The organism is Psychrobacter sp. CX10, assembly GCF_057621575.2.
In genome coordinates this window covers 1,737,242-1,760,435 of record NZ_CM177736.1, presented here as the reverse complement: position 1 = coordinate 1,760,435, position 23,194 = coordinate 1,737,242, and the positions used below count along the sequence as shown (strand labels likewise).

Annotated in this window: 16 protein-coding genes; 8 read left to right on the top strand and 8 right to left on the bottom strand. The window is 38.1% G+C overall.

Translation table 11 applies throughout. The features are described from left to right. The first annotated feature begins 113 nt into the window (after positions 1-113). From AC21OH_RS07140 to AC21OH_RS07125, 4 genes are all read left to right on the top strand, one after another. Entirely contained in the window at positions 114-3,362 is a 3,249-nt protein-coding gene (locus AC21OH_RS07140) for a ComEC/Rec2 family competence protein (protein WP_487370197.1), read from the top strand. A 282-nt stretch (positions 3,363-3,644) separates the two neighbouring features. Further along, a complete protein-coding gene (gene sppA / locus AC21OH_RS07135) occupies positions 3,645-4,724 on the top strand; it encodes a signal peptide peptidase SppA (RefSeq protein ID WP_487370198.1) in 1,080 nt (359 codons plus the stop codon). Continuing rightward, complete coding sequence (locus AC21OH_RS07130; RefSeq protein WP_487370199.1) at positions 4,725-5,711, top strand: alpha/beta fold hydrolase; 987 nt, start codon at positions 4,725-4,727, stop codon at positions 5,709-5,711. Beyond that, the gene (locus AC21OH_RS07125) at positions 5,711-6,565 is read left to right on the top strand and encodes a CPBP family intramembrane glutamic endopeptidase (protein ID WP_487370200.1); all 855 of its coding nucleotides are present in this window, start codon (positions 5,711-5,713) and stop codon (positions 6,563-6,565) included. Before AC21OH_RS07130 ends, AC21OH_RS07125 begins: the two co-directional genes overlap by 1 nt. Positions 6,566-6,706: 141 nt before the next feature. On the opposite strand, the gene dusA is transcribed toward AC21OH_RS07125, so the two are convergent. From dusA to AC21OH_RS07105, 4 genes are all read right to left on the bottom strand, one after another. Beyond that, positions 6,707-7,741, bottom strand: coding sequence for a tRNA dihydrouridine(20/20a) synthase DusA (dusA, locus tag AC21OH_RS07120; RefSeq protein WP_487370201.1), 1,035 nt, complete (start codon positions 7,739-7,741; stop codon positions 6,707-6,709). Positions 7,742-8,359: 618 nt separating this feature from the next. After that, positions 8,360-9,655, bottom strand: a complete 1,296-nt coding sequence (locus AC21OH_RS07115) for an MFS transporter (RefSeq protein WP_487370202.1) — start codon at positions 9,653-9,655, stop codon at positions 8,360-8,362. A 183-nt stretch (positions 9,656-9,838) separates the two neighbouring features. Beyond that, positions 9,839-11,491, bottom strand: coding sequence for a phospholipase D family protein (locus AC21OH_RS07110; protein WP_487370203.1), 1,653 nt, complete (start codon positions 11,489-11,491; stop codon positions 9,839-9,841). Between the two features lie 334 nt (positions 11,492-11,825). Then, on the bottom strand, positions 11,826-12,722 hold the full coding sequence (locus AC21OH_RS07105) for an NAD(P)-dependent oxidoreductase (protein ID WP_487370204.1): 897 nt from the start codon (positions 12,720-12,722) through the stop codon (positions 11,826-11,828). A 421-nt stretch (positions 12,723-13,143) separates the two neighbouring features. Between AC21OH_RS07105 and AC21OH_RS07100 the strand changes: the two genes are divergently transcribed. The 4 genes from AC21OH_RS07100 (at position 13,144) to AC21OH_RS07085 (ending at position 17,496) form a co-directional block, all read left to right on the top strand. After that, complete coding sequence (locus AC21OH_RS07100) at positions 13,144-14,328, top strand: O-succinylhomoserine sulfhydrylase (protein WP_491140416.1); 1,185 nt, start codon at positions 13,144-13,146, stop codon at positions 14,326-14,328. Between the two features lie 498 nt (positions 14,329-14,826). Then, on the top strand, positions 14,827-15,159 hold the full coding sequence (locus AC21OH_RS07095) for a YbaB/EbfC family nucleoid-associated protein (protein WP_486534845.1): 333 nt from the start codon (positions 14,827-14,829) through the stop codon (positions 15,157-15,159). 325 nt (positions 15,160-15,484) lie between these two features. Next, a complete protein-coding gene (gene recR, locus AC21OH_RS07090; RefSeq protein ID WP_487370206.1) occupies positions 15,485-16,072 on the top strand; it encodes a recombination mediator RecR in 588 nt (195 codons plus the stop codon). Between the two features lie 173 nt (positions 16,073-16,245). Further along, on the top strand, positions 16,246-17,496 hold the full coding sequence (locus AC21OH_RS07085; protein WP_487370207.1) for a ribonuclease D: 1,251 nt from the start codon (positions 16,246-16,248) through the stop codon (positions 17,494-17,496). Between the two features lie 94 nt (positions 17,497-17,590). On the opposite strand, the gene AC21OH_RS07080 is transcribed toward AC21OH_RS07085, so the two are convergent. The 4 genes from AC21OH_RS07080 to gcvH all read right to left on the bottom strand — a co-directional run bounded on the left by AC21OH_RS07080 (position 17,591) and on the right by gcvH (position 23,126). Continuing rightward, positions 17,591-18,265 (bottom strand): alpha/beta fold hydrolase, encoded by a 675-nt coding sequence (locus AC21OH_RS07080; RefSeq protein ID WP_487370208.1) that lies wholly within the window; start codon positions 18,263-18,265, stop codon positions 17,591-17,593. Between the two features lie 303 nt (positions 18,266-18,568). Then, entirely contained in the window at positions 18,569-21,487 is a 2,919-nt protein-coding gene (gene gcvP, locus AC21OH_RS07075; protein WP_487370209.1) for an aminomethyl-transferring glycine dehydrogenase, read from the bottom strand. 231 nt (positions 21,488-21,718) lie between these two features. After that, the gene (locus AC21OH_RS07070) at positions 21,719-22,567 is read right to left on the bottom strand and encodes a nitroreductase family protein (protein WP_487370210.1); all 849 of its coding nucleotides are present in this window, start codon (positions 22,565-22,567) and stop codon (positions 21,719-21,721) included. A gap of 178 nt (positions 22,568-22,745) precedes the next feature. Further along, positions 22,746-23,126, bottom strand: coding sequence for a glycine cleavage system protein GcvH (gene gcvH / locus AC21OH_RS07065; protein WP_486534851.1), 381 nt, complete (start codon positions 23,124-23,126; stop codon positions 22,746-22,748). Positions 23,127-23,194 lie beyond the last annotated feature (68 nt).

Below are 23,194 nucleotides of genomic sequence, written 5' to 3'. Positions count from 1 at the left end.
GAAATACTTGCACTCGGTTGCCTGAAAACCATTTTAAATTTCTTTGAATATATCGATCTAATACAGTATCTGATCAAACGATTATTCAATTTTAAAATTGCTGAGTTGTCATCGTGCAGTGGTTAACTGGCGTAGTTTCCCTATGCTTGATGGTCGCAATTTTATCGATTGATCCGGCGAAGCTTCAACAAATTAATCAAGCGGTTACTTCTGAAACATGGCAGCAGTTAGCTGTTATATCGCTATTGATAGCCGTTGTTTTAAATCTTATACGGTATTTTTTGCCTAATCCAAAACGATCAAACGATTTCCAAGTTTGTCCTGTATTTTATAACTCAGTTCATGCTTCTTGTCCTACCTCACGTAAAAATTCACAAAATATTAATGAAACACTATCTGGTATAAAAGAAAATTCTACAAGCCTACGCAATGATTTAAAACATCATTTATCAACCTTAAAACGCCTTATAAATCCCCTTAGATCATTCTTTTATTTTAAGTTTGTTATCACCCTGATAGGCGCTTGTTTTCTCATCTTAGCTGTGGCCAGTCAAAGCCTGTACCAACGTATTAAGATGATTGAAAACTCGCCAAATTATTCACTGAATATAACCGCGATGGTCACACCGATAGGTTTAAGCGACAGACGTTTAGAATTGGACTCTATATCAAAAGGTACCGATCTTAAAAATTATACTGACGTTACTAAAAATTCAAAGCCTTCACGCACGGTTGCAGATCAAAGCTATCGGCAGCTGGTTAGGTTGACCCAGATTAGTTATTATGAAAATGTACAATCCCAAAACGAACCACGTAAGGTTAATTCTAGATCTATCTCACAAGATGATTCATATCATTATGAAGACGTTACCAATCCTTTTTATAACGCTCAAGATACACAGCCTAAACCTACCCTGGGCGGACAGCATGGTAAACCACTGCCTAAAGATATGACGGTACTAATGAGTGTTCATGAACAAGATTTAGTATGGCTAAATGACTTGTCACCCAACAAAAGCGTATCTCTACAATTAAAGCTACAACCTTTAGAGTACGTACATGCTACAAAATCAAATGAATTTAATGAATACCGCTGGCTAAGAAGTCGCCACGTAGTAGCTACTGCATCAATTATTAATCCAAAGTCTGAACAGCTCAATACAAGTGAAATAATGGAAAGTGAAGATTTAAGCTTGATACAAACAATAAATCTTTATCGATTCACTCTACGTCAGCATTTTTTAACACTTATCCAGAATCAGTATGTCAATCATACTAAAATCAATCTAAACACTGCCGACGCATTAAATGATAACGTCTTAATAAACAATAGCGCGCATAATGGCGTTTTAAATGAAACTTCAAATCACGCGTCTTATAAAGATAGCGCCGCAGTAACACTAAGTTTGTTAACTGGTGATAGAAGCTTAATAAGCCAAGATCTAACAGCGCTATATCGGTTTGCAGGCATATCACATTTGCTTGCCATATCGGGCACACATGTTTTATTTTTGGCTATGTTAAGTGCTGCACTGGCAACGAGATTAATTACGCGTTTGGCACCTAGTGTTTATAGGCGTGTACCAAGGTGGCAATTGGCATTTAGTATTGCTGTGAGCGTGGCTTTTTTATATGCATTATTTGCAGGCTTTGATGTGCCAGCAGCGCGTACGGCCATGATGTTAATGGTTGTGGGGCTTTTACGATATTTTCTAATCAGACCATCTATCTATAAAGTCCTATTGGGGCTTGCCTTAATTATGGCTTGGATAGATATCTATGTGTTATGGCAAGCAGGTTTCTGGTTGTCTTTCATTGCGGTAGCCATATTGTATGTTTACAGTCAACGATTTGGCCAAGTTACTAATTCGCCAACAGCGTCTATAGGCAAATCTTCATTATTTGATAAGCTCACAGGCTTTATTATTGATTTAAAATCCCTAGTTTTGGAGCTTATCAAGCTACAACTTTGGGTGACACTAGCTTTACTTCCATTAAGTCTGTGGTTATTTGGAGAGGTATCTTTATGGGGATTTATCGTCAATATCTTTGCCATAGGACTATTTGGATGGGTTATTGTACCTATGAACTTACTTGCAGGAGTATTAAATACCGTAGCACCTAAGTTAGCTGATCATATTTGGTTGTTTTTAATTGACGTCTTAACCTACTTTCATCAGTTTCTATTATGGCTACATATGCAGGCCAAATACACGGGATGGTTACGTAGTCATATGACAGTATCCGTCATGTTTATCCTATTGTTAATCGTATTACCTTGGATACTCCCCAAAGGCACATTAAGCCGCTTGCTATCTCTACCCGCTACAATGCTGTTTATTATACTAATAGTTACAAATAACGATATGACGAATGAGGGTTTTGCAGATCAATCTAAAGTCAGCTCGCTTAATAAGCAATCAGCATTACACATCAAATCTTTACATACGTCTAGTGCACATTTTTCTGCAGTCTTATTAACCAATAAAGACAGCAGCTGGTTGTTACTGTCTGAATATCCAAGTCCATATAACCAACAATCTATAAAACAAATTAACGATAAAATGCAGTCACTTACAGACAGTCTGTATAAACAGCTTGATACTCTAAATATAGATGTTTTAACTGGGATTGTCGTTCAAACTGCTAGCCCTAATATGGCGCAAACTGTTGCTGGATTACGTCAGAGGATGCCTATTTATTACTACTGGCAAACCGGACTAACTCATATTGATAAGCAAGTTAAACAAAATATGGGAACGAGCAGACTAACTGCTCAAAACTGTTTAGTAGGTAAGGTATGGTCTGAGGGTGGATCATCAAATAATAACGATTCAGGGAAAGTAGACTCGATCAACACTCATTTAAATCATGATTCAGTCCTTATCAATAATAAAGTCAGTATAAAAGCAATAACAGGATGGACGATGAGTCAAGATGTTTCAGACTGTACCATTCAAATAAATACGAATGCCCCTGTCATCCTTACTCAACAAGATGGCAGTATTCAGCATTTACAGTATTTAGATTCAGATCAAATATATCTAGATCACTCAAAAACAAACCGATTAGGAAATGAATCTATTGATTTAAATTCTATTGTTGTATATACCAGCGCGCAGCCTAGGATGGCATCGTTATGGCAATTAATGTGTTCGCCTAATTCTGACAGGAATGCTTCTATCTTAAGTCCTAAGAATAAACACTGGTTAACAACGTCTAAAGCGACTGTAGACCAAAAACTTATCGATAATATGACGCCTAAATCCTGGTATATACTTAAAAGTAAAGGTATGACAGCCAGCCAACAACTATCAGAGAATTTCATGAATTGGCAACGCTCTAAATCTTTGGAGAATTAGAACTTTATGTCAATTTACAAGTGTAAGTAACGCGATAGTGATGAAGTTTTACAGAATGACACTGACATATTAAGTAGAATCATATAGTTTGTTGAAATAATCATATTATGATTGTGTTATTTATAAACTGCTTATAAGCTAGTTTACAATTTAATATCATGAATTTAAGGCAAGTCATAGCCAGCTTATTGATAAATTAATATTAATTTATACTATGAATTGTTTATATTTAACGATACGATATCACGTTATTATTTAAGAACAGTAGGATTCACATTTTTTATGTCAAATTGGCCACCCAATCCCGATAAAGTACCTAACAATAACCAAAGTCCAAACCCATCGAATATACCGCCACATACGACACCGTCTTATTCAGGAGGCCGAGAGTGGCACTTATTAGAAAAGACGTTATTGGCGAGTATAGAAGAACAACGGCGTGCTCGTCGCTGGAGTATTATTTCTAAATTATTGACGCTAGGCTTTTTTTTACTATTGTTCTTTTTGATGAGTCGTGGCTGTACGCCAACAGAAAGTATCAATGCAGTCGATATTAATAAACCGCATATTGCAGTTGTAGACGTTCAGGGCGTCATCAGCCCAACAGATATCGCCAATTCGTTAGATATTAGTCAGGCTTTAACAGAAGCTTTTGAAGCAGAAGGGTCTCAAGCCGTCGTTTTAAATATTAATTCACCTGGGGGCTCACCGGTTCAGTCAGATGAAATTTGGCAGACAATGATGGACTTACGGGAAGAATATCCTGAAAAGAAATTGTATGCAGCTATTGGAGATATTGGGGCTTCTGGAGCCTATTATATTGCTTCAGCTGCCGATGAGATATATGTAAACCGTTCAAGTTTGGTAGGTTCTATCGGCGTGATTATGCCTGGATATAATATAGAGGGACTGTTAGATAAAGCAGGTATCAAAGACAATACCTTAACAGCTGGCGAGTATAAAGACATATTAAGTATGAGCCGCTCATTGACACCTTTTGAAGAACAGCATGTTAAGGATGTCTTAGATAATACGCACAAACACTTTATTAACGCGGTCAAAGAAGGTAGAGCCAAAAAGCTTAAAAACCCTGAAGAGAATAATCTATTCTCGGGCTTGTTCTGGACTGGCGAGCAATCAATTGAGCTGGGTCTTGCTGATAAAGTTGGCGGTTTAATGACTATTGAAAAAGATGTCGAAGCCGAAAAAGACATAGAAATCGACGATATTATTGATTACACGCCTATGGATCCTGTACAGCAGTTCTTTGAAAGCTTTGCAGTCAAACTTGGTGCAGGCATTGGTACTACTATTGATATGAAGTTATTACCTAACGATTCAGCTTCTGGTGAGATGAGATAAATGGCCGATGTCAATGGTAATACTTATGTTAATGCACCAATAGATAAGTTCGATATATTAACTGTAGATTTGTCTGGTTTGCCTGTGTCAAAGATTACAGGCAAGCCAGTATTACATTTTGCACACGCAAACGGTATGCCTAGTGAGGTCTATACGACGCTATTTGAAATATTGTCTCAGCGTTTTACTATTGAGTATATACCTGTACTCGGTATTGACCATGTAGAGACCTTTGATAAAAATCATAAAAGTACAGATATAGATAGCACAGATTTTAGCAATAAGCAGTCTAATAAATATCCCATCGATAACCATTGGCATAGCCTAACTGAACAGGTGATTGACAGTGTTGGAAAAGCTCAGACCAAACATGGTATCCAAATCATCGGTTTAGGTCATTCATTAGGTGCATTGTGTACGTTACAGGCTATGTATAAAAAACCTGCATTGTTTGCTCAATCTGTACTGATGGATCCACCAATAATTTATGGCAAAGACAATTTTGTATGGCATATGAGTAAGCTTTTGTCTCAGCGAATCGCGGATAAATTATCACCGGCAGGCATTTCAAAATACCGTAGAGATGTTTGGGATAGCCGAGAACAGGCTAGAAAGTTGTTACGACCTAAAACTTTTTTTAAAAATTTTGATGAGCGTACTTTTACTGATTATATTAAATATGGCTTACGTGCACAAAGTGGCAGTGATGATAAAGTAGCGCTAAGAATACCTAAGAGCGTTGAGGTAGCCGTATTTAGAACCAATCCTTCGTGGTACTGGTTAAAGCCTAATAGACCTCCTAAAAAGCCTGTCACCCTTTTGATTGGTAAAGACAGTAAGTTTTATGAACGCAAATTCCCTCATAAGATTAAAAAAAGGTTATCAATACCTTTTAAACTACACACGGGTGGTCATATGTTTCCTCTTGAATATCCTGAGTCAGTGGTAGCGCTCATAGTAACCACGATAGCAGAACAGATGAAGTAATGGCATTAACTACTAAAACTGCTGATAAAGAATCAACAATGCAATCCTTGCCCAAATTATTTAGTAAACCTGGTGTATTCGTGTTGACCATTTTCACTATTGGGGTTTTTTTAATTGCGCAGTTGCTAGGTGTCTATATATTTGCACCCATCGTATTTGCTGAACAACAGTTAAGTACGGCTCAAAGATTTGTAATGGGCAGTTATGATGGTACAGTCACCAGTTACGCCATGTTATTCACATTCGTGGTTATGTTGCTGTTTATATATTGCATAGTCAGTCTACGACTAAGACAAAATGCCAAACATAGCACTTCTGATTTAGCGAACGTATGCACTGCTGACTCACCCACCTCGAGTGCTAATATTGACAATCAGGTAACTGCTTCAACTTATCTTGGACTAAAGCGGTTTCCAATCAAAATTGGATTGATTGTTTTACTATTATGGATTCTATTTATCATAGGCAGTGAAGCTTTAACCTATACCTTAGACAAAAATCCGACAGCGTTTGTTGACGAGCTATATTTTACGGCCGACCCTAAGTGGCTGCTCATAGTTGTCATGGTTTTGATAGCACCAATTTATGAGGAGTTTATGTTTAGGGGTGTTATATGGCAGGCAGTACGAGAGCAAATGAATGGTAGGGCAGGCAACATCTTAGCTGGTATGGTGACAAGTATACTGTTTGCTATTATTCATTTGCAGTATGAGCTTTATGAAATGAGTGTTGTGTTTGCCTTAGCGTTGATTCTTAGTTACGCCAGAGCGAAGTCTGGATCGCTTTGGTTGCCTATTATAATTCATATTTTAAATAATGGACTGGCAATGTTTTTTTACTTAATTGCTCAGTAGCTTTCCTGTAATCAGTAGCTTTAATCCATGAATCAGTAACTTTAAATTAGTAACTTTAATATAATAGAAAATAGCCTAAGCAGATACTAAATTATTCTCATACTTAATTAGGCCCAAATCCAATTTTATATGAACTTGTTCTTAAGTTTGTTTATTAATGGCTTCTTTACTATCGTAAATAATTTGAATAGTACGGTTTGCTGCCTCTTGAATTTCAGCAACTGTTAACTGCTTTTTACCGCTTAACGCTTGGCGCCATTTACGAGCCCCAGGTAGTCCTTGAAATAATCCCAAAAAGTGCCGTGCTATTGAAGGTAAAGGTTCACCTTTGGCCACTTGTTCTTCAAGATAGGGGTACAGTCGGAGTAAAATATCGGCTTGGCTCGGTACTGGGGCATCCCATAACTGCATCGATTCAGCTAGGATATAAGGGTTTTGATAGGCTGCTCTGCCTAACATAACACCGTCAACATATTGAAGATGTTCTATAATTTGCTCAATATTAGTAATCCCACCATTTATTTCGATATCAAGCTCAGGGAAGTCCTGTTTGAGACGATAAACATCTTCATATCTAAGCGGAGGGACTTCTCGGTTCTCTTTGGGACTCAGACCGTTTAACCAAGCAATACGCGCGTGTACAATAAAGCGCTGACAGCCTTGTTCAGCACTGGCACTCACAAAGTCTTTCATGAATTGATAACTGTCGTAAAGGTCGATACCAATCCGATGTTTAACCGTGATAGGAATGTCCACTGCTGCCTGCATATTATGCACAAGGGCTGCGACCGTATTTGGCTCAGCCATTAAGCAAGCACCAATTTTATTATGCTGAACTCTATCAGATGGGCAACCTACGTTAATGTTGACTTCGTCATACCCTCTGTTTTGAGCCTCGATGGCACATTGAGTCATTTCACTTATATCTGCACCGCCTAGCTGAAGCACAAGAGGATGTTCACTGTCGTCATAACGTAGCAAACGATCCGTATTGCCATGAATAATGGCGCTTGTTGAGATCATTTCAGTATACAAATAAACATAAGGGTTAAATAACCGAGCAAAAAACCGATAGTCTGTTGTGGTCCAATCGATCATGGGGGCGACAGATAAGCGTTTATTATGCATTATATTGTTATATTGGGAGGTGGTTTCGGTCATAGCAGCGTTATTCATGTGACTCACATTATTAGATTGATTCATAAGTTCGTAATAAGAAAGTACGTTAATAACAAAGTACTTTAATAAGAAAGTACGTTAATAACAAAGTACGTTAATTCATAAGCTCATAGGTTTAAAATAATTTTATTCAGTAATAATAGAGTTATTTGTTCTTACTTACTCATCGAAGATTTTGGTGTTTAAGTAAAAGTTTATTTTTGATGTTGTATCGTATATATAGATGAATATTCATTCAAAACTATCAGGGTATAAAAAACCGACTATTATAGCATGACGTATATGCCTTAATTTATACGAATTCTAAAAGATCTAGTACCAGAATGAGAGTATAGGTGGATGTGAGAAGGATTTGGATATGACGTTGTTTTAAAAACAACGTTCCTATTTAACAACGATGAACAACGTTAAGATAAACAACGTTAAATTTAGTCGGCGAACTTATAAAGAGTCACGGTGTTAACCTCGCTAAGCCTACTGCAGTAGTACTTGCACTCGGTTGCCTTGTGACTACTTTAAAGTTCTTTGACTATAGTATATTTATTTGAAATATTATAAAAACTTTAGACTAAAATTATGGGGGTACTATCTATCGATTCAAATTAATTGCTAACACTAATCAATAATAGTGGTGGTATCGAGTTTTGGAGAACGGTACATATATAGCCCGATAATAAACGCAACAATACCAACAAAAGTTAAATATAACGCTGGCGTGAAACTTACAATATTGGTTGCATAGCTTAAGCCAAACGGAATAGTAACCCCAACAACAGCGTATACTATATTGTAAATGATTGAGACAGCAGTCACTCGATATTCAGTAGGGAATATTTGTACCAATAGCACCGCACCTAAACTTATGATACCAGCACAAAATCCTAATATAGAATACATAAATAGTATAAGAATGCCGCCTGCATTGCTTAAGTGGTAGAAAAATGCCAATGCTTGAACGATTAAAACTAATGAACCAAACATCAATGCTCTTCCCACACTACTTCTGTCTGCAAGTAATCCAAAAAAGATACAGCCTAATATAAGAAAAATCAGGCTTAAGATATGTGATAGGTTTAGTATAGAATCATCAATGCTAAACTTTAATATGATTAAATCTGGTAGCAGTATAGGAATCGTTATGGTCAAGCTTGATATAATAAAGGTCGTCACTACGGCAATAAATATTGCATTAAAGCGGTTGAAGGGGGTAACATTTTCATATTTATTTTGTTCATCTTCAGGTCGATTTTTTGCTTTCAAAAAAGCAGGGGTTTCCTGTAATATATGCCATAACATTAGGCTAACAAAACTCAAGGCAGCGCCCCAAATATACGGAATTCGCCATCCAGAATCTATCAACTCAATTTGTGTGTAAGTGGTCGTTAGTAAGCTATAAAGAATATTGACAGCGATAATGCCCACAAAATAGCTTGCTGTGACCAGGGCTAAATATGTGGACAAGTTTCTTTTAGGTACATACTCAGAGACAAATACCCATCCTAGAGGCGTATGAGCGCCAATTGCCATACCTTGTATCAGTCTTAATAAAAGTAGCAACATGGGTGCGAACACACCTATTTGTGCATATGTTGGCAGGCAAGCAATAACCAGGGTGGTAATAGAGATTGCCATTAGGCTGACTAATAAAGCAGGTTTACGGCCGTAGAGATCTGCATAACGTCCAAGAATAACGCCGCCAATTGGCCGTGACAAATATCCTGCGACGAATATACCTAGCAGTTGCAGTTTTGAGAGTAGAGGATCAGAGGCTGGGAAAAAAGCTGAACTGATGATGTCCGCAAAAAATAAATAAATAAGAAAATCAAAGTAAGCTACCGCATTACCAAAGCAAATAACCAGCAATTGTCTAGTTGAAAAACCGTGTTTATTGTCAGTTAGAGTGAATGGCATAATTCTTACTTTAATTGATGGAAATTACAAAGGGTAAATAGGGTTTGCTAATAAACTAATTATTTTAATACGGATAAACAAACATTAGCGCATTGAGCGCATTTTATGCATAAGCTATAAATTTATAATCTTAAAGCTTATAAATGAAAATGAACCAGTCAATTATTTTTACTTTGATTTTGTTTATAGCAACCAATCAATGGGTAGCGACGACATTATTTTCAACCAAAATGAATCTATTAGATCTACATTTGGTTCCTTGTCATATGTCACAAGCGCATCGTTTTCTATGGTTTGCCATTGAAGGCGTCCATCGTTTGTCAAAATAACTTTATAGGCACTGGTCAACAAATCATCTTCGATAGCATCATGTAGCTGTGTTGCTAATTTGTCATCTCGTATCACCACACCTATCTCTGTATTGATATTTGCAGAGCGTGGATCGACATTGTATGAGCCTATAAATACATTTTCATCATCCACCGCGAATGTTTTAGCATGCAAACTTGTTGAGGACTGCGATCGGGCGCGCCATAATTTATTCTCACGCTCTTCTTCTGATGCGATAGGTTTTAGCTCATAAATAGCAATGCCAGCCTTTAGAAGCGCAGAACGCCACTGTGCGTATCCAGAATGGACAGCAGAAACATCGGTCGCACTGAATGAATTGGTGAGTATCTTAACCCGAACGCCTTGTTTAGAAAGTTTGATTAATGTATCCACACCCTGTTTTGTAGGTACAAAATAAGAAGATACAATTGAAAGCTGCTGCGTAGGCTTACCTAGCAAACGCCTTAACTGGTATACCAGATGGTTGTCAGGGTTGGCATTTGCAATTAGCTTTTCGACCTCATCGCTCAAAAAAGTCATATCTGTCCAGATAAAAGGCACTTCTTTATTTAGTAAATCTATACCAATATTATTACTTTGTAAGGCTTTATCATAAACGGATAGCTCAGTATCGTTCTTCGCAAGTTTATCGGGATTAATTTCATTTAAATAGGAAATGAACATCTCTGTACGCTCAGATTTGGTAGGATCAATCGCATATTTATTGTCGACTAATGTTTCAATATCATAAGATATTGTAGCGTGCCAATAGCTTTCAAAGCTTTCAGTGATATCGCTGACCACATCACCTACCAATAAGACATCAAGATCAGCAAATTGACTGTTTTCACTATTACTTAAATATTCATCGCCGACATTACGCCCACCAATAATGCTTAACTGACGGTCAAATGTCATACTTTTATTGTGCATACGATGATTAATACGTTTTAAGTCCGTCACGTAATTAAGTATTTGTAATTGGCGATGTGACATTGGGTTGACAAGACGGACACTGATATTAGGGTGGCTGGCTAAACGACGCAGCTGCTTATCTAGTTCAGCGTTATTATTAAAATCATCTAGTAGAAATCTAACAATAACGCCACGTTCAGCTGCCATCCAAAGCTTTTTTAGTAATAGCTGACCTGCTTGATCGTTGTGCCAAATATAATACTGCACATCAATACTATTATTAGCCATATCACTTAATATGCTTCGAGTGGCAAATGCTTCAGTGCCAGTAATGATAGGTAAGTAACCTGACTGCTCAGGGTGAAGGATATTTTGTTCAGTAATGGCTTCTGAAAACTTGGCATCTTCAACCGTATAAGGTGTACTGTCACTGTAACGCGCCTCTAAGCTTTTCGATAACTGTAGACTACTTTCAATATGAGGGTTTTTCGGTAAGCTATTACAAGCAGAGATACCAAAACACATGATTGATATTAGACTAAGTCTGACGATATAACCAAAAGTAATGGCATTAAAAGTAGAGAAGGGCATAGGGCGCTCGAACTGAGGTTTAGGAAATAAAATGATTTAAATAAATGCTAATGCTATAAGCAAACTTAACGTAAAATTAGCTAAGATGAAAAAAACAGTTTAAATCATGAAAACTTAACTTTAAGAAAACGTTTAATAGAAATTTTAATCAAATCAAAAACAGCAAATCATACTATCCAAATGAATCAAACCAATCTAACTCTTAAGTATAATTGTAATTAAAAAATCAATTTGATGATAAATGTTAACATTGCGTAAGACGCTTATGCCTATCTAACCTACTAAACTACTGACATACCAACATACCAACATACCGACATACCAAATTACTGATTTATTCATCCTCAATTGTCATCGTTGACAAAGATTCATAAAACTTAGCAAATTCTGAAAAGTCTGCCGACCCTGGTTCATGCTGATTACTGGCACTACGGATTAAGCTGGCAACTTGTGCCATAACTGGTGCAGGTACTTGCTCCTGAGATTGTAAGTCAATAGCGATACCACAGTCCTTTGCCATTAAGTCAATGGTGAAGGTTTTAGGGAATTCACGATTGACAATTCGCTGCGGAAAAGTTGCGGTGGTAGCAAAGCTTTGACCACTCGCTTTATTGATACAGGCCAATGCATCCGATGGGTTAACGCCGTGTGCTTTTAATACAGATAGCCCTTCAGCTGCTGCCCAGGCATTAATAGCAAATAACGTATTGTTGACCGCTTTAACTGCAAATCCTGCGCCACTAGGACCCACATGAACAATCAACCCTGCAAAGCAGTCTATAGCTTTGGTAGCAGAAGATAATGCTTCTGAATTTCCCCCTACCATCACTGTTAATATGCCCTCATCTGCACCAGTGGTTTGACCTGAAACAGGCGCATCCAAAAACTGACAGCCTATTTGCTCTAATTTTTTTTGACTGGCTTTAGCGTGTTCAGGAACCCCGCTGGTACAATCTACCCAAATACTACCGGATTTAATATGGTCATACGCTGTTTCAATCACCTCATCTACCACATCACTCGTGGGTAAGCATGAAAATATAATGTCTGCATTTACGGCTTCTAATAAGTTTACAGATCGCGTACCAAATTCTTTTGCATGAGCATCAGCCTTGTCTGAAGATCTATTCCAAACTAGAACATTATCAAAGCTTGTGACCAAATGCTTTGCCATTTGATATCCCATCGCGCCTAGTCCAATAAAACTGACTGTTTTAGGTTCTGTACTCATTTTTAGCTCCGTGTTTTAAAACTATTTATGCATGTCATGTTGATCATACAATAACTATGTGCGTTAGATAATGTATGATAAAAATTTTAAGTTTTTAGTAATAAAGAAAACGTGTAAACGGTAATTATAGTTAATAGCAGTTTGCGACATTAAAAATGCAAACAATCTCCCAATAACTTGTTAAAATACAAGTCGATTTTTTAAGATTAATTTTCAATGTGCTGATAATACTATGACTGATAACGTACCAAATAAAAATGAACTTAAGGCTAGCGCTTCAAGTAATGCAAATAATACCGATTCTACCACTGATGCTAACCCCACAGTTAGTAGTGAAAATACACAGCAAGGTTTGAACACTGAGAGTGGGCTCGATAGTAACTGGCGTAATGATGCGCTTGATTTGACTCAAGACTATAGCATGCAAACTATGGCAGTGCGAGCCGGACAATATCGTACTAATGAAGGCGAACATAATGAGCCTATCTTCACAACAAGCTCATATGTCTATCAATCTGCTGCTGATGCCGCTGCTCATTTTAATGGCTCCAAAACAGGAAACGTCTATTCAAGACATACCAATCCTAGCGTTCGCACCTTTGAGCGTCGCTTAGCGGCGTTGGAAGGTGGTGAGCGTGCGGTAGCTACAGCCTCAGGTATGGGCGCTATTTTGACCATGTGTATGGCTTATCTTAAACAAGGCGACCATATTTTGGCGGCCAAGCAATTATTTGGCTCATCGGTTGGGTTGTTTAATAATTTTATGGGTAAGTTTGGTGTTGAAGTTAGCTATGTCGATTGTTTTGACAACGAGGCTTGGGCAGCAAGTATTCAATCAAATACACGCTTGTTATTTTGTGAGACACCGAGTAATCCACTGGGCGAAATAGCTGATTTGCAAGCCATCGCTGATATTGCGCATCAACACGGCGCTTTGTTTGTAGTCGATAATTGCTTCGCCACACCAGCCATACAACGTCCGTTTGATTTTGGTGCCGATATTATCATTCATTCTGCTACCAAGTATCTTGATGGGCAAGGACGGGTATTAGGTGGAGCGCTTGTTGGAAATGACGCGTTGATGCAGCAAGCTTTTGTTGTTGTGCGCTCGTGCGGAATTAGTATGAGTCCATTTAATGCTTGGGTTTTCACCAAAGGGCTTGAAACCTTAAATTTACGTATGCAGGCACACTGTGATAATGCCAACAAAGTGGCAAGCTTCTTAAATGATCATCCAAATGTAGCGAAAGTACATTTTTCAGGACTTAAAAGTCATCCGCGGCATGAGTTAGCCTCAAGACAGCACCATCGCAATAATTGCTTTGGCGCGATTATGGGTTTTGAGGTAAAAGCGATGGACGATCATACGGATCAATCTGCTGCTTGGCACGTTATAGATAGCACCCGAATGGTGTCTATTACTAATAATCTTGGTGATGCTAAAACGACTGTCACCCATCCTGCAACCACCACTCATTTTAGGATTTCAGAGGAAGCCCGAGCTGAGGCAGGTGTCACGGATGCTTTGGTTAGACTTTCTGTGGGATTAGAAGATGTTGATGACATCATCAAAGACTTGGCAAGAGGGCTAGATAGTTTAAACTAATTATATATGCTTATAATTTAGAACTCATACCTATCTACTGGATACAATGTTTTGAGTTAAAAGTACATAACTTAATCAATAAGAGATTTAAATTAATATAAGATATTTAGGTGTAAATAGGTTAGACGCTCATATAACTTCTATGACCTCTATTAAAGCACCAAATAATCTTATGCGTAAATTAAAATTCTTTAACTAAACTATAAGTCTTTAACTAAAATATAAGTCTTTAGCAATCAAACCACAAAACATACTTAGACGGTATCTGCGATAGTAAGATTAGATAAAACGTGAAGTTATCAGTATAATTAACAATAAGTTCTAAATTTAAATAATGACGTTAAATATCGACTTTAAATAATGATGTTAAATAGTGACGTTAAACAAAACCGTTATGTTTTTAATAACCAATCGACTTTATTAAATAGATTGTATTAAATAGCTATTACATTAAATTTTTAAGTCATACATAAATTGATAAACATATAAGAGGTAGATATGAATATTCAAGCATTAATGCAGCAAGCACAGTCTATGCAAAAGCAAGTAGAAGCAAATGTCGAAAAAGCTAAGAAAGAGCTTGCTGATAAAGAAGTTCAAGCTGAAGCGGGTAACGGTTTGGTTAAAGTCACTATGACTGGACGTCACGTTGTAAAGCGTCTAACAATTGATCCAAGCCTACTTGAAGACGAGCCTGATTTAATCGAAGATTTGATTGCTGCTGCTATCAATGACGCGGTACGTCAAGCAGATGAATTATCTGATGCAACTTTAACCAATGCAACAAGTGGTATGGGGTTACCACCAGGTATGCAAGGTTTATTCGGTTAAGTAGTGACTTCTATGGGCTATTGTATTACTGGTCCAAAAGTTCGCTTTATTCTTATCAAGCCACTGTTAACTTGATAAGTTTAATAGGTTTGAAAAGTAATTTACGATGATTATGGTTATTGAGATGAAAGGGGGTAATATAAATGTTACCCCCTTTTTTCTTATATATACATTTAAAAATCATCAAATTGGTATCATATATTTACCATACATATTTATTGTTTTTTATTTAGAATCTTATATAAAAAGCTTTATATAATGATTTAATGTTCAAATATTAAATAGACCTTAACTTAGCTATTATTTATTAAACATAGGTGATTCATTGCTAACTGAAAAGTTTGAAAATTTAGTAAAACTATTGCGAGTATTGCCCGGGGTAGGTCAAAAGACTGCTCAGCGTATGGCTCTGCATTTGTTAAATGGTAAAAGACCCCAAGGTGTTGCATTGGCGCAAGCACTTGATATCGCCATGCACGAGATAATAGAATGCCGCGTATGTCATTCGTATAGTGATGATGAAGTATGTCCTATATGCATAGATCCTAGACGAGACGATTCTGTATTGTGTGTGGTTGAAACCGCAGCAGATGTGATGGCAATAGAACAAACAGCAGGTTATCGAGGTCGATATTTTGTACTTGGCGGGCATCTGTCGCCTCTTGATGGTATTAATGCCGATGATCTTAATATTGATCAACTTGTTAATCGTTTAAAAAAAGACCCTGTGGATGAGCTTATATTAGCGACAAGTACGACTGTCGAAGGTCAGACGACTGCTCACTTTATAAGTGAATCGATACGACGACATGTGGGTAGAGTCACTCAAATTGCGCAAGGCATACCCATGGGTGGAGAGCTTGAGTACTTAGACAGTATGACGTTATCTCAAGCACTGCGTAACCGCTCATAGATAACCTAAGTAGATACCAATCAAAGTCTCAGTACCATATCTTAAAAACAACCTATCTTTGTTAAAACGCTAAACCAACTAATTGTAACGCTTGCACTTGTTTTCGTTGATATGTTAATTTTAAGAATCATTATAAAGTAGCACCAATTAATTAAAATATTAAGAAGCCTTTAATGACTCAGCCTAATACTAGTATTCCTAATTCTGAACCCAATACCTTGAGCAGCAATATTGATTCTAAAATAAAAAAATCTGAGCAGCTTCGTGTGGTGTGGGTGAGAACTTTCGATGAACTTGAAAGTTGTCTTGATGATTTAGAAACCTGTCAGCGCGTTGCTTTAGACACTGAGTTTATTAAACGTAATACCTATTTTCCCATATTATCATTAGTGCAGATCAACACAGGTAACACCATATATTTAATAGATGCACCCAAACTTGACTTATCTCAGTTGTGGGTAGTCCTCGAGGATTTGCCTTTAATGATATGGCATGCGTGCGGTGAAGATTTAGGTATTTTTTACTTATTATCTGAAAGTCCTGCGCTAACCAATGTTTTTGATACGCAGATTGCATTGTCATATCTGACGGGACAACTGCAAATGGGGTATCAGCAAGCGCTTAATACACAGCTTGATATTCACGTTGAAAAAGGCGAAAGTCAGTCTGATTGGTTGGCGCGTCCTCTTACTGATAATCAAGAGAGTTACGCTATTGATGATGTCCGCTATTTACTAGATTTGTATGATATTTTAGAGCATCAGCTCAATCAGCAACACCTTATGGATAAGGTGATAGAAGACTGTCAACTTTATGCAAAGGAGCTGTATGAAGCCGCCTCCATCGAAGATGATGCTACCTATTTGGCTATGGCCGATTTTCGCTATAGCGGTAAGCAGCTTGCGATATTACAAGCAGTATCAAGCTGGCGTGAAGCATTAGCGCGCGCAACCAATCAACCCAAAACTTTTATTCTAAAAAAACAGGCTTTAAGAGACATCGTTTTAGAACAGCCTGCAACCATGAAACAATTAACACAAAAAACGACCATAAATCGCAGTATTGCGAACCTCTATGGTGAAGAGCTACTCAATGTTATTGATAACGCTAGTAACTCAACTACAGATGAACAGCCTGCTCTTGTAATTCCTCCTTATCGTTCAAAAGATAAGACAGTGACTAAAGCTGTTCAAAAAGTCATTCAATCCTATGAAGAAAATACGGGTGTACCGGCTAATGTGCTCATGCGTAAAAAATGGCTCACACGTTTGTATGAAATAGTAGCCTTTGATTTACCGCTTGAGAGTTTGCCAGAGGGCTTAAAAGGGTGGCGATACCACTGGGTTATTAAAACCTTAATACCTTTATTAACTAAGTATAAGCAAACCCTTTTAGACGGGATGAAAAGAAGGGCTGAATATTAACGACATTTACGTCATAAATTTTATATAACTTGTTTTATATGACTTAAGGATAAATCTAATAGCAAATAAAATCGCTAATAAAGGATTTAAATGGCTATTGGTCGTGATCAAAATTACCGTTCTTTAAAAAATATAGTGTCTGCTTAGCGACTTCTTTGTTGACCAACAACCCAGTATGAGAGACTGCCATAGTGATATGATCAGCCGCTTCAGGTAATCTGGTCTCAGCAATATAAACAGTACCATCATGTGATCTTTCATATTCAGAGTGCTTAGATTTTTTACTGTGATAATTGAGTACTAGTTGCCCCAGTCCTCGTGGCACATTACCTGCTATGACGCCTAACTTAATATTCTCTTGTAGGGGTAAGGCGTGTCCATCCAGCGCTTTGTCGTATGCACCGCCAATTAATGGGGCGATTAATCGCTTGCCATAATCTGCCGTTATACTACCTAAGTGAGGCGTTCCTAAAGTTACACAATTAGCGATTTGCCAGTTTGGATAGCGGTGTATAAAGTTGCGAATTACCAAACCTCCCAAACTATGACCCACAAGATGTATGGGTTTTTTAGGTGGATGATTACGTTTCAACCATTCATTTAACCTGTCACTATGTTTATCAATATCGTCTTTTAAACTACGATAATTATGTTGATGAGTTATAAAACCTTGTTGTCTAAAGTATTTTGCCAAAGGATACATCGTCCATGCATTTTGATGTAAGCCATGTATAAGAACAACGAAGGGTTTGTCTGAGTGTTTATCCATATTCTTCTATCTTTTATGACACTTATAATGAGTGAAATATTTTTTGAGTCATCAAAGCTATCGTTAACTGTTATCGCCTTTAAATCAATCACATCGTTAGTTTAGATTGGTTGACTTAAGCTTAAATTCTTTAACGACGACGTAATTGTTTGACCCTAACCGTTATTTAAAATAATAGGCCCTTTATTTTGATTAAAAGGCCTATTGAAGTTATAAGTTTACTAAAGCGCTTATAAGTCATATAGACTATTATTTAAGCCTAGAACATATATAAACCTAGAACATATACGAGCCTAAAACAGCTTACATATAGTTTTCAATACTAGGGCAGCTACACATTAGGTTTTTATCCCCATAGACATCATCTACACGTCCAACCGATGGCCAGAATTTATGCTCACGAATATAATCGAGAGGGAATGCAGCAGTATCCCGACTATAAGGATGTGACCAATCTTGTTTAGTAATGACAAATGCCGTATGCGGTGCGTTTACGACTGGATTGTCTTCAAGTGTCCATCCATCCGTACCATCTTTAACCTTCATCGCTTCTTGTTTGATGGATTTTAAAGCAGCGATAAAACGGTCTAGTTCATGCTTAGCTTCAGACTCAGTAGGTTCTATCATCAACGTGCCTGCTACAGGGAAGCTCATGGTAGGCGCATGGAATCCATAATCCATTAAGCGTTTGGCAATATCAGCTTCGGTAATACCAGTTTCAGCTTTAAGTGGACGTATATCAATAATACATTCGTGAGCTACTCGGCCATTTTTACCAGTATATAAAACAGGATAGTCATCTTTTAGCTGGCTTGCGATATAGTTAGCATGCAATAAAGCGGCTTTGGTCGCTTTTAGCAAACCATCGCGCCCCATCATCGTTATATACATCCAAGAGATAGGTAGAATGCTTGCTGACCCATAAGGCGCAGCTGAAACGGCTGAGGTCTCTTTAGGGGCATTAAATACAGGTACAACACTGTGACTTGATTTAAATGGCGCAAGATGAGCTTTCATACCTATTGGGCCCATACCAGGACCCCCGCCGCCATGCGGGATACAGAATGTTTTATGTAAGTTCATATGCAGTACATCTGCGCCAACTTCAGCAGGCTGCATGATGCCTACTTGAGCATTCATATTGGCGCCATCCATATAGACCTGACCGCCATATTTATGAATAAGATCACAAATATCACGAATACCAGCTTCGAATACCCCATGAGTAGATGGGTAAGTGACCATTAACGCACCGAGGTTTTCGCTATGCTCTTCACACTTAGACTTAAGGTCGTCAATATCGACGTTACCACTTTCATCAGTATCAACGACGACAACCTTCATGCCCATCATTTGAGCAGTAGCAGGGTTTGTACCGTGAGCAGATTTTGGTATCAAGCAAACATGACGATCAGGCTGACCAATGGACTCATGATAGCGGCGTATGGCTAATAAACCAGCGTATTCACCAGATGCCCCCGAATTTGGTTGCATTGATATATCATCAAAGCCCGTAATCGCTTTTAATTGATCTTGCAGGCTATCAATCATATCAAGATAGCCAGTCACTTGATCATGCGGGGCAAAAGGATGCACATTTGCAAATTCATTCGACGTAATTGGCAGCATTTCGCTGGTGGCGTTTAACTTCATCGTACAACTGCCAAGCGAGATCATGCTACGGTTCATCGCCAGATCTTTATCTTCTAACTTTTTAAGATAACGTAGCATTTCATGTTCGGTATGGTGCGAGTTAAATACTGGATGCGTTAAGATTTTATCTTTACGCAATATGTCATCATTAAGCGAAATGTTGGCATCATTAGGGATAGACTGAGCTTTATTAACAAATAACTGGGTAAGAATCTCAAAATCAGTCGCATCACTGATCTCTGAGAATGAGACAGACAGTTTGGTCGCACCCTCACGCCATAAGTTATAACCCACATTTTCTGCATTTTCAAAGATTTGAGTGGCCAACTTTTCAGACCCACACTCTACTAGAACCGTATCAAAAAACTGATCGTGGACTATGTTTAAGTCTTGATTTTCTGTATTTTTATTTGCCGCAATAATGACTTGGCTAAAAGCAGTCGCCATTGCATGAATACGGGTAGCAATACGTTTTAGACCTTCTGGACCATGATAAACTGCGTACATGCCAGCCAAATTAGCTAAGAGAACTTGGGAGGTACAAATATTTGAATTGGCTTTTTCACGGCGGATGTGCTGCTCACGGGTTTGTAATGCCATACGTAACACTGTATTACCTTGAGCATCCCTAGATACCCCAATGATACGTCCAGGAGCCGAACGTTTGGCTTTATCAGTAAAAGCAAAGTAAGCGGCATGCGGCCCGCCAAATCCCATAGGAATGCCAAAACGCTGAGTACTACCCAGTGCGATATCTGCACCCATATCAGAAGGTGATTTTAGTAGAACTAAACTCATGATATCGCTAACAACTAACGCATACGTTTTATTCTCTTTTACAGCAGCAATAACCTCAGTTAGATCGGTAACATCGCCTTCTCGTCCAACGTATTGGAACAACGCGCCAAAAAAATCACCAGACTTAGCAGTTTCAAAGTCACCAACAACCACTTCCCATCCGAAATATTCAGCTCGGGTTTTTATGACATCTAATGTCTGAGGATAGACACGCTCATCAACAAAGAATTGGTTTGATTTACTTTTGCTGACTCGCTTGGCCATTGCCATGCCTTCAGCAGCAGCAGTGGCTTCATCAAGTAAAGACGCACCTGCCAATTCAAGACCAGTCAAATCAATACAAACTTGTTGAAAGTTTAATAATGCTTCAAGACGGCCTTGAGAGATTTCAGCTTGATAAGGGGTGTAAGCGGTATACCAGCCTGGGTTTTCAAGCACATTGCGCTGTATAACGGCGGGCATACGTACAGGGGAATAGCCTTGACCTATATAGCTTTTGTTAACGGTAATGTCATCTGCCATCGTACGAAGCTTAGCAAGGGCATTATGTTCACTGGTGGCTAATGGCAAATCTAGTTCACGATTCATACGCACAGCTTCAGGGACAGTGTCTGCCATAAAGCTATCCATATCCTTATAGCCAACCGCTTCTAACATTTCAGCTTGTTGCTGAGCATCTGAACCTAAGTGTCTCGCCACAAAACGAGCTTCATCAAAAAGCCCATCAAAAGATAAGCCATTACTGGTATTGGTCGAAATTTTTGAAGTCATGGTTTTCCTTTGCATCAAATAAGTATGGGTTCAAGCTATTGTCACGCAAGTGCTGTACACACTTGGTGACTTTGAAGTAAACATTAAAGTAACTAACAAATATCGATAGAGCCGATATGTAATTCTTTTCAAAAGCTAGTTGTTATAAACTGGTTGTCAAAAGCTGGTTGTCAATAGTATTGCTGTCAAAAGCCGTTTATTGTACGTCCTTCTTTTAGACGTATTACCGTATTAAACCGACTTTACAAATAGGTCGTAATCAAATCTAAACTGACTATGATAAATACCTCTTTCTGATCTCTCTCCAGCACCAATCATCATAACGACATGATGATGATCACTTAAGTTTAGTAATCGCTTTAAGGCAGGCTCGTCAAATCCGCCCATAGGGCAGCTATCAAAACCATGTGCACGAAGTGCTAACATTAGATTTTCAGCAGCGAGTGCGGTATTATTCATAGCCCAATTTTTAACATCATCAAAGGTATAATACGGCGTTTTAACCGGACCTTTAAATTGTCGAACGGCTTTGGTTAAACCCCATTTGGCTGCAGATATAACGTTTCCAGGGCCTCTTATAAAATCTAGGGGCACTACTTTTCCATAGTAGTCACGCACTTTTTTGGGTGCCTTACCATCTGGGAACTGTTCAATATTCTTTTTGGCCATTTCCGGCCACGTATCTGATCTTGCAACAATAGCAATCAATTTATTGGCAGTTCGCGCAGCATTTTGATTCATACAAATTTTATTCGCTTGACGGCGTTTGGCAGGCGTTTCGATAATATAAAATTCCCACGGCTGGAGATTGCTTGAGTTTGGAGCCAACATCGCCAGACGCAAACAGTCGCGCATTACTTCATCTGGTATGGGGGTGTCGGTGAACTTTCGCACCGAACGACGAGATTCTACAACTTCTGTAAAAGCGGCTAAGTTTTTATCAGATTTAAATGAATCTTTATCTGTTTGACCCTTATTAATATCATTATTATCTTGTGTTTCATTTTGTGCCGAACTTCGTGTATTGTCTTGAACATCAGCTTGAGCCTCAGTGACACTTCCATGATCTTTATTTGACATAATTTATTTTTCCCTAAAATTAATAATTTCGCGCGTAAATAAGGTTTAAAGCTTTTATTTTTTATTGATTGTAAAGTGTCATCCCAACGCTGGAACAACACTTTGGTAAAATAGTTATAAGACTTAGCTATGTAATGTCTAGGTTTGAACGGTAGAGATAAGCTTCAATAATTAAGAGTTATAGCTCTGCTTGATACTCATCAGCAGTCAATAACGCTTCGTAGTCATCAATACTATCTGGCTTAACGCGGTACATCCATCCATCACCGTAAGGGTCGGTATTAATGACTTCAGGATCGTCTTCAAGCGCTTCATTAATAGCAACGACTTCGCCTGTTAGTGGAGCGTAGACATCTGAAGCAGCTTTTACAGATTCGACAACAGCGACTTCATCGTCCACGACAACGGTATCACCGATATCAGGCAACTCAACATAGACGATATCACCAAGTGCTTCTTGAGCATGGTCTGTAATGCCGATGGTAATAGAACCGTCGTCCTCTAAACGTAGCCATTCATGACTGGCGACATACTTTAACTCTGATGGAACGTTACTCATAATTTTCTCCACTTAAATATTATTATTGAGGTTGTGTACTAATAAATCTACACAACAGGTTGGTTCAT

Excerpts from the sequence above, each read along its gene's own strand:
- AC21OH_RS07125 (WP_487370200.1), top strand. The coding sequence starts at position 5,711 with ATGGCATTAACTACTAAAACTGCTGATAAAGAATCAACAATGCAATCC.
- AC21OH_RS07115 (WP_487370202.1), bottom strand. The coding sequence starts at position 9,655 with ATGCCATTCACTCTAACTGACAATAAACACGGTTTTTCAACTAGACAA.
- AC21OH_RS07105 (WP_487370204.1), bottom strand. The coding sequence starts at position 12,722 with ATGAGTACAGAACCTAAAACAGTCAGTTTTATTGGACTAGGCGCGATG.
- AC21OH_RS07080 (WP_487370208.1), bottom strand. The coding sequence starts at position 18,265 with ATGGATAAACACTCAGACAAACCCTTCGTTGTTCTTATACATGGCTTA.
- AC21OH_RS07095 (WP_486534845.1), top strand. The coding sequence starts at position 14,827 with ATGAATATTCAAGCATTAATGCAGCAAGCACAGTCTATGCAAAAGCAA.
- gcvH (WP_486534851.1), bottom strand. The coding sequence starts at position 23,126 with ATGAGTAACGTTCCATCAGAGTTAAAGTATGTCGCCAGTCATGAATGG.
- AC21OH_RS07070 (WP_487370210.1), bottom strand. The coding sequence starts at position 22,567 with ATGTCAAATAAAGATCATGGAAGTGTCACTGAGGCTCAAGCTGATGTT.
- gcvP (WP_487370209.1), bottom strand. The coding sequence starts at position 21,487 with ATGACTTCAAAAATTTCGACCAATACCAGTAATGGCTTATCTTTTGAT.
- AC21OH_RS07110 (WP_487370203.1), bottom strand. The coding sequence starts at position 11,491 with ATGCCCTTCTCTACTTTTAATGCCATTACTTTTGGTTATATCGTCAGA.
- AC21OH_RS07085 (WP_487370207.1), top strand. The coding sequence starts at position 16,246 with ATGACTCAGCCTAATACTAGTATTCCTAATTCTGAACCCAATACCTTG.
- AC21OH_RS07130 (WP_487370199.1), top strand. The coding sequence starts at position 4,725 with ATGGCCGATGTCAATGGTAATACTTATGTTAATGCACCAATAGATAAG.
- sppA (WP_487370198.1), top strand. The coding sequence starts at position 3,645 with ATGTCAAATTGGCCACCCAATCCCGATAAAGTACCTAACAATAACCAA.
- AC21OH_RS07100 (WP_491140416.1), top strand. The coding sequence starts at position 13,144 with ATGCAAACTATGGCAGTGCGAGCCGGACAATATCGTACTAATGAAGGC.
- dusA (WP_487370201.1), bottom strand. The coding sequence starts at position 7,741 with ATGAATAACGCTGCTATGACCGAAACCACCTCCCAATATAACAATATA.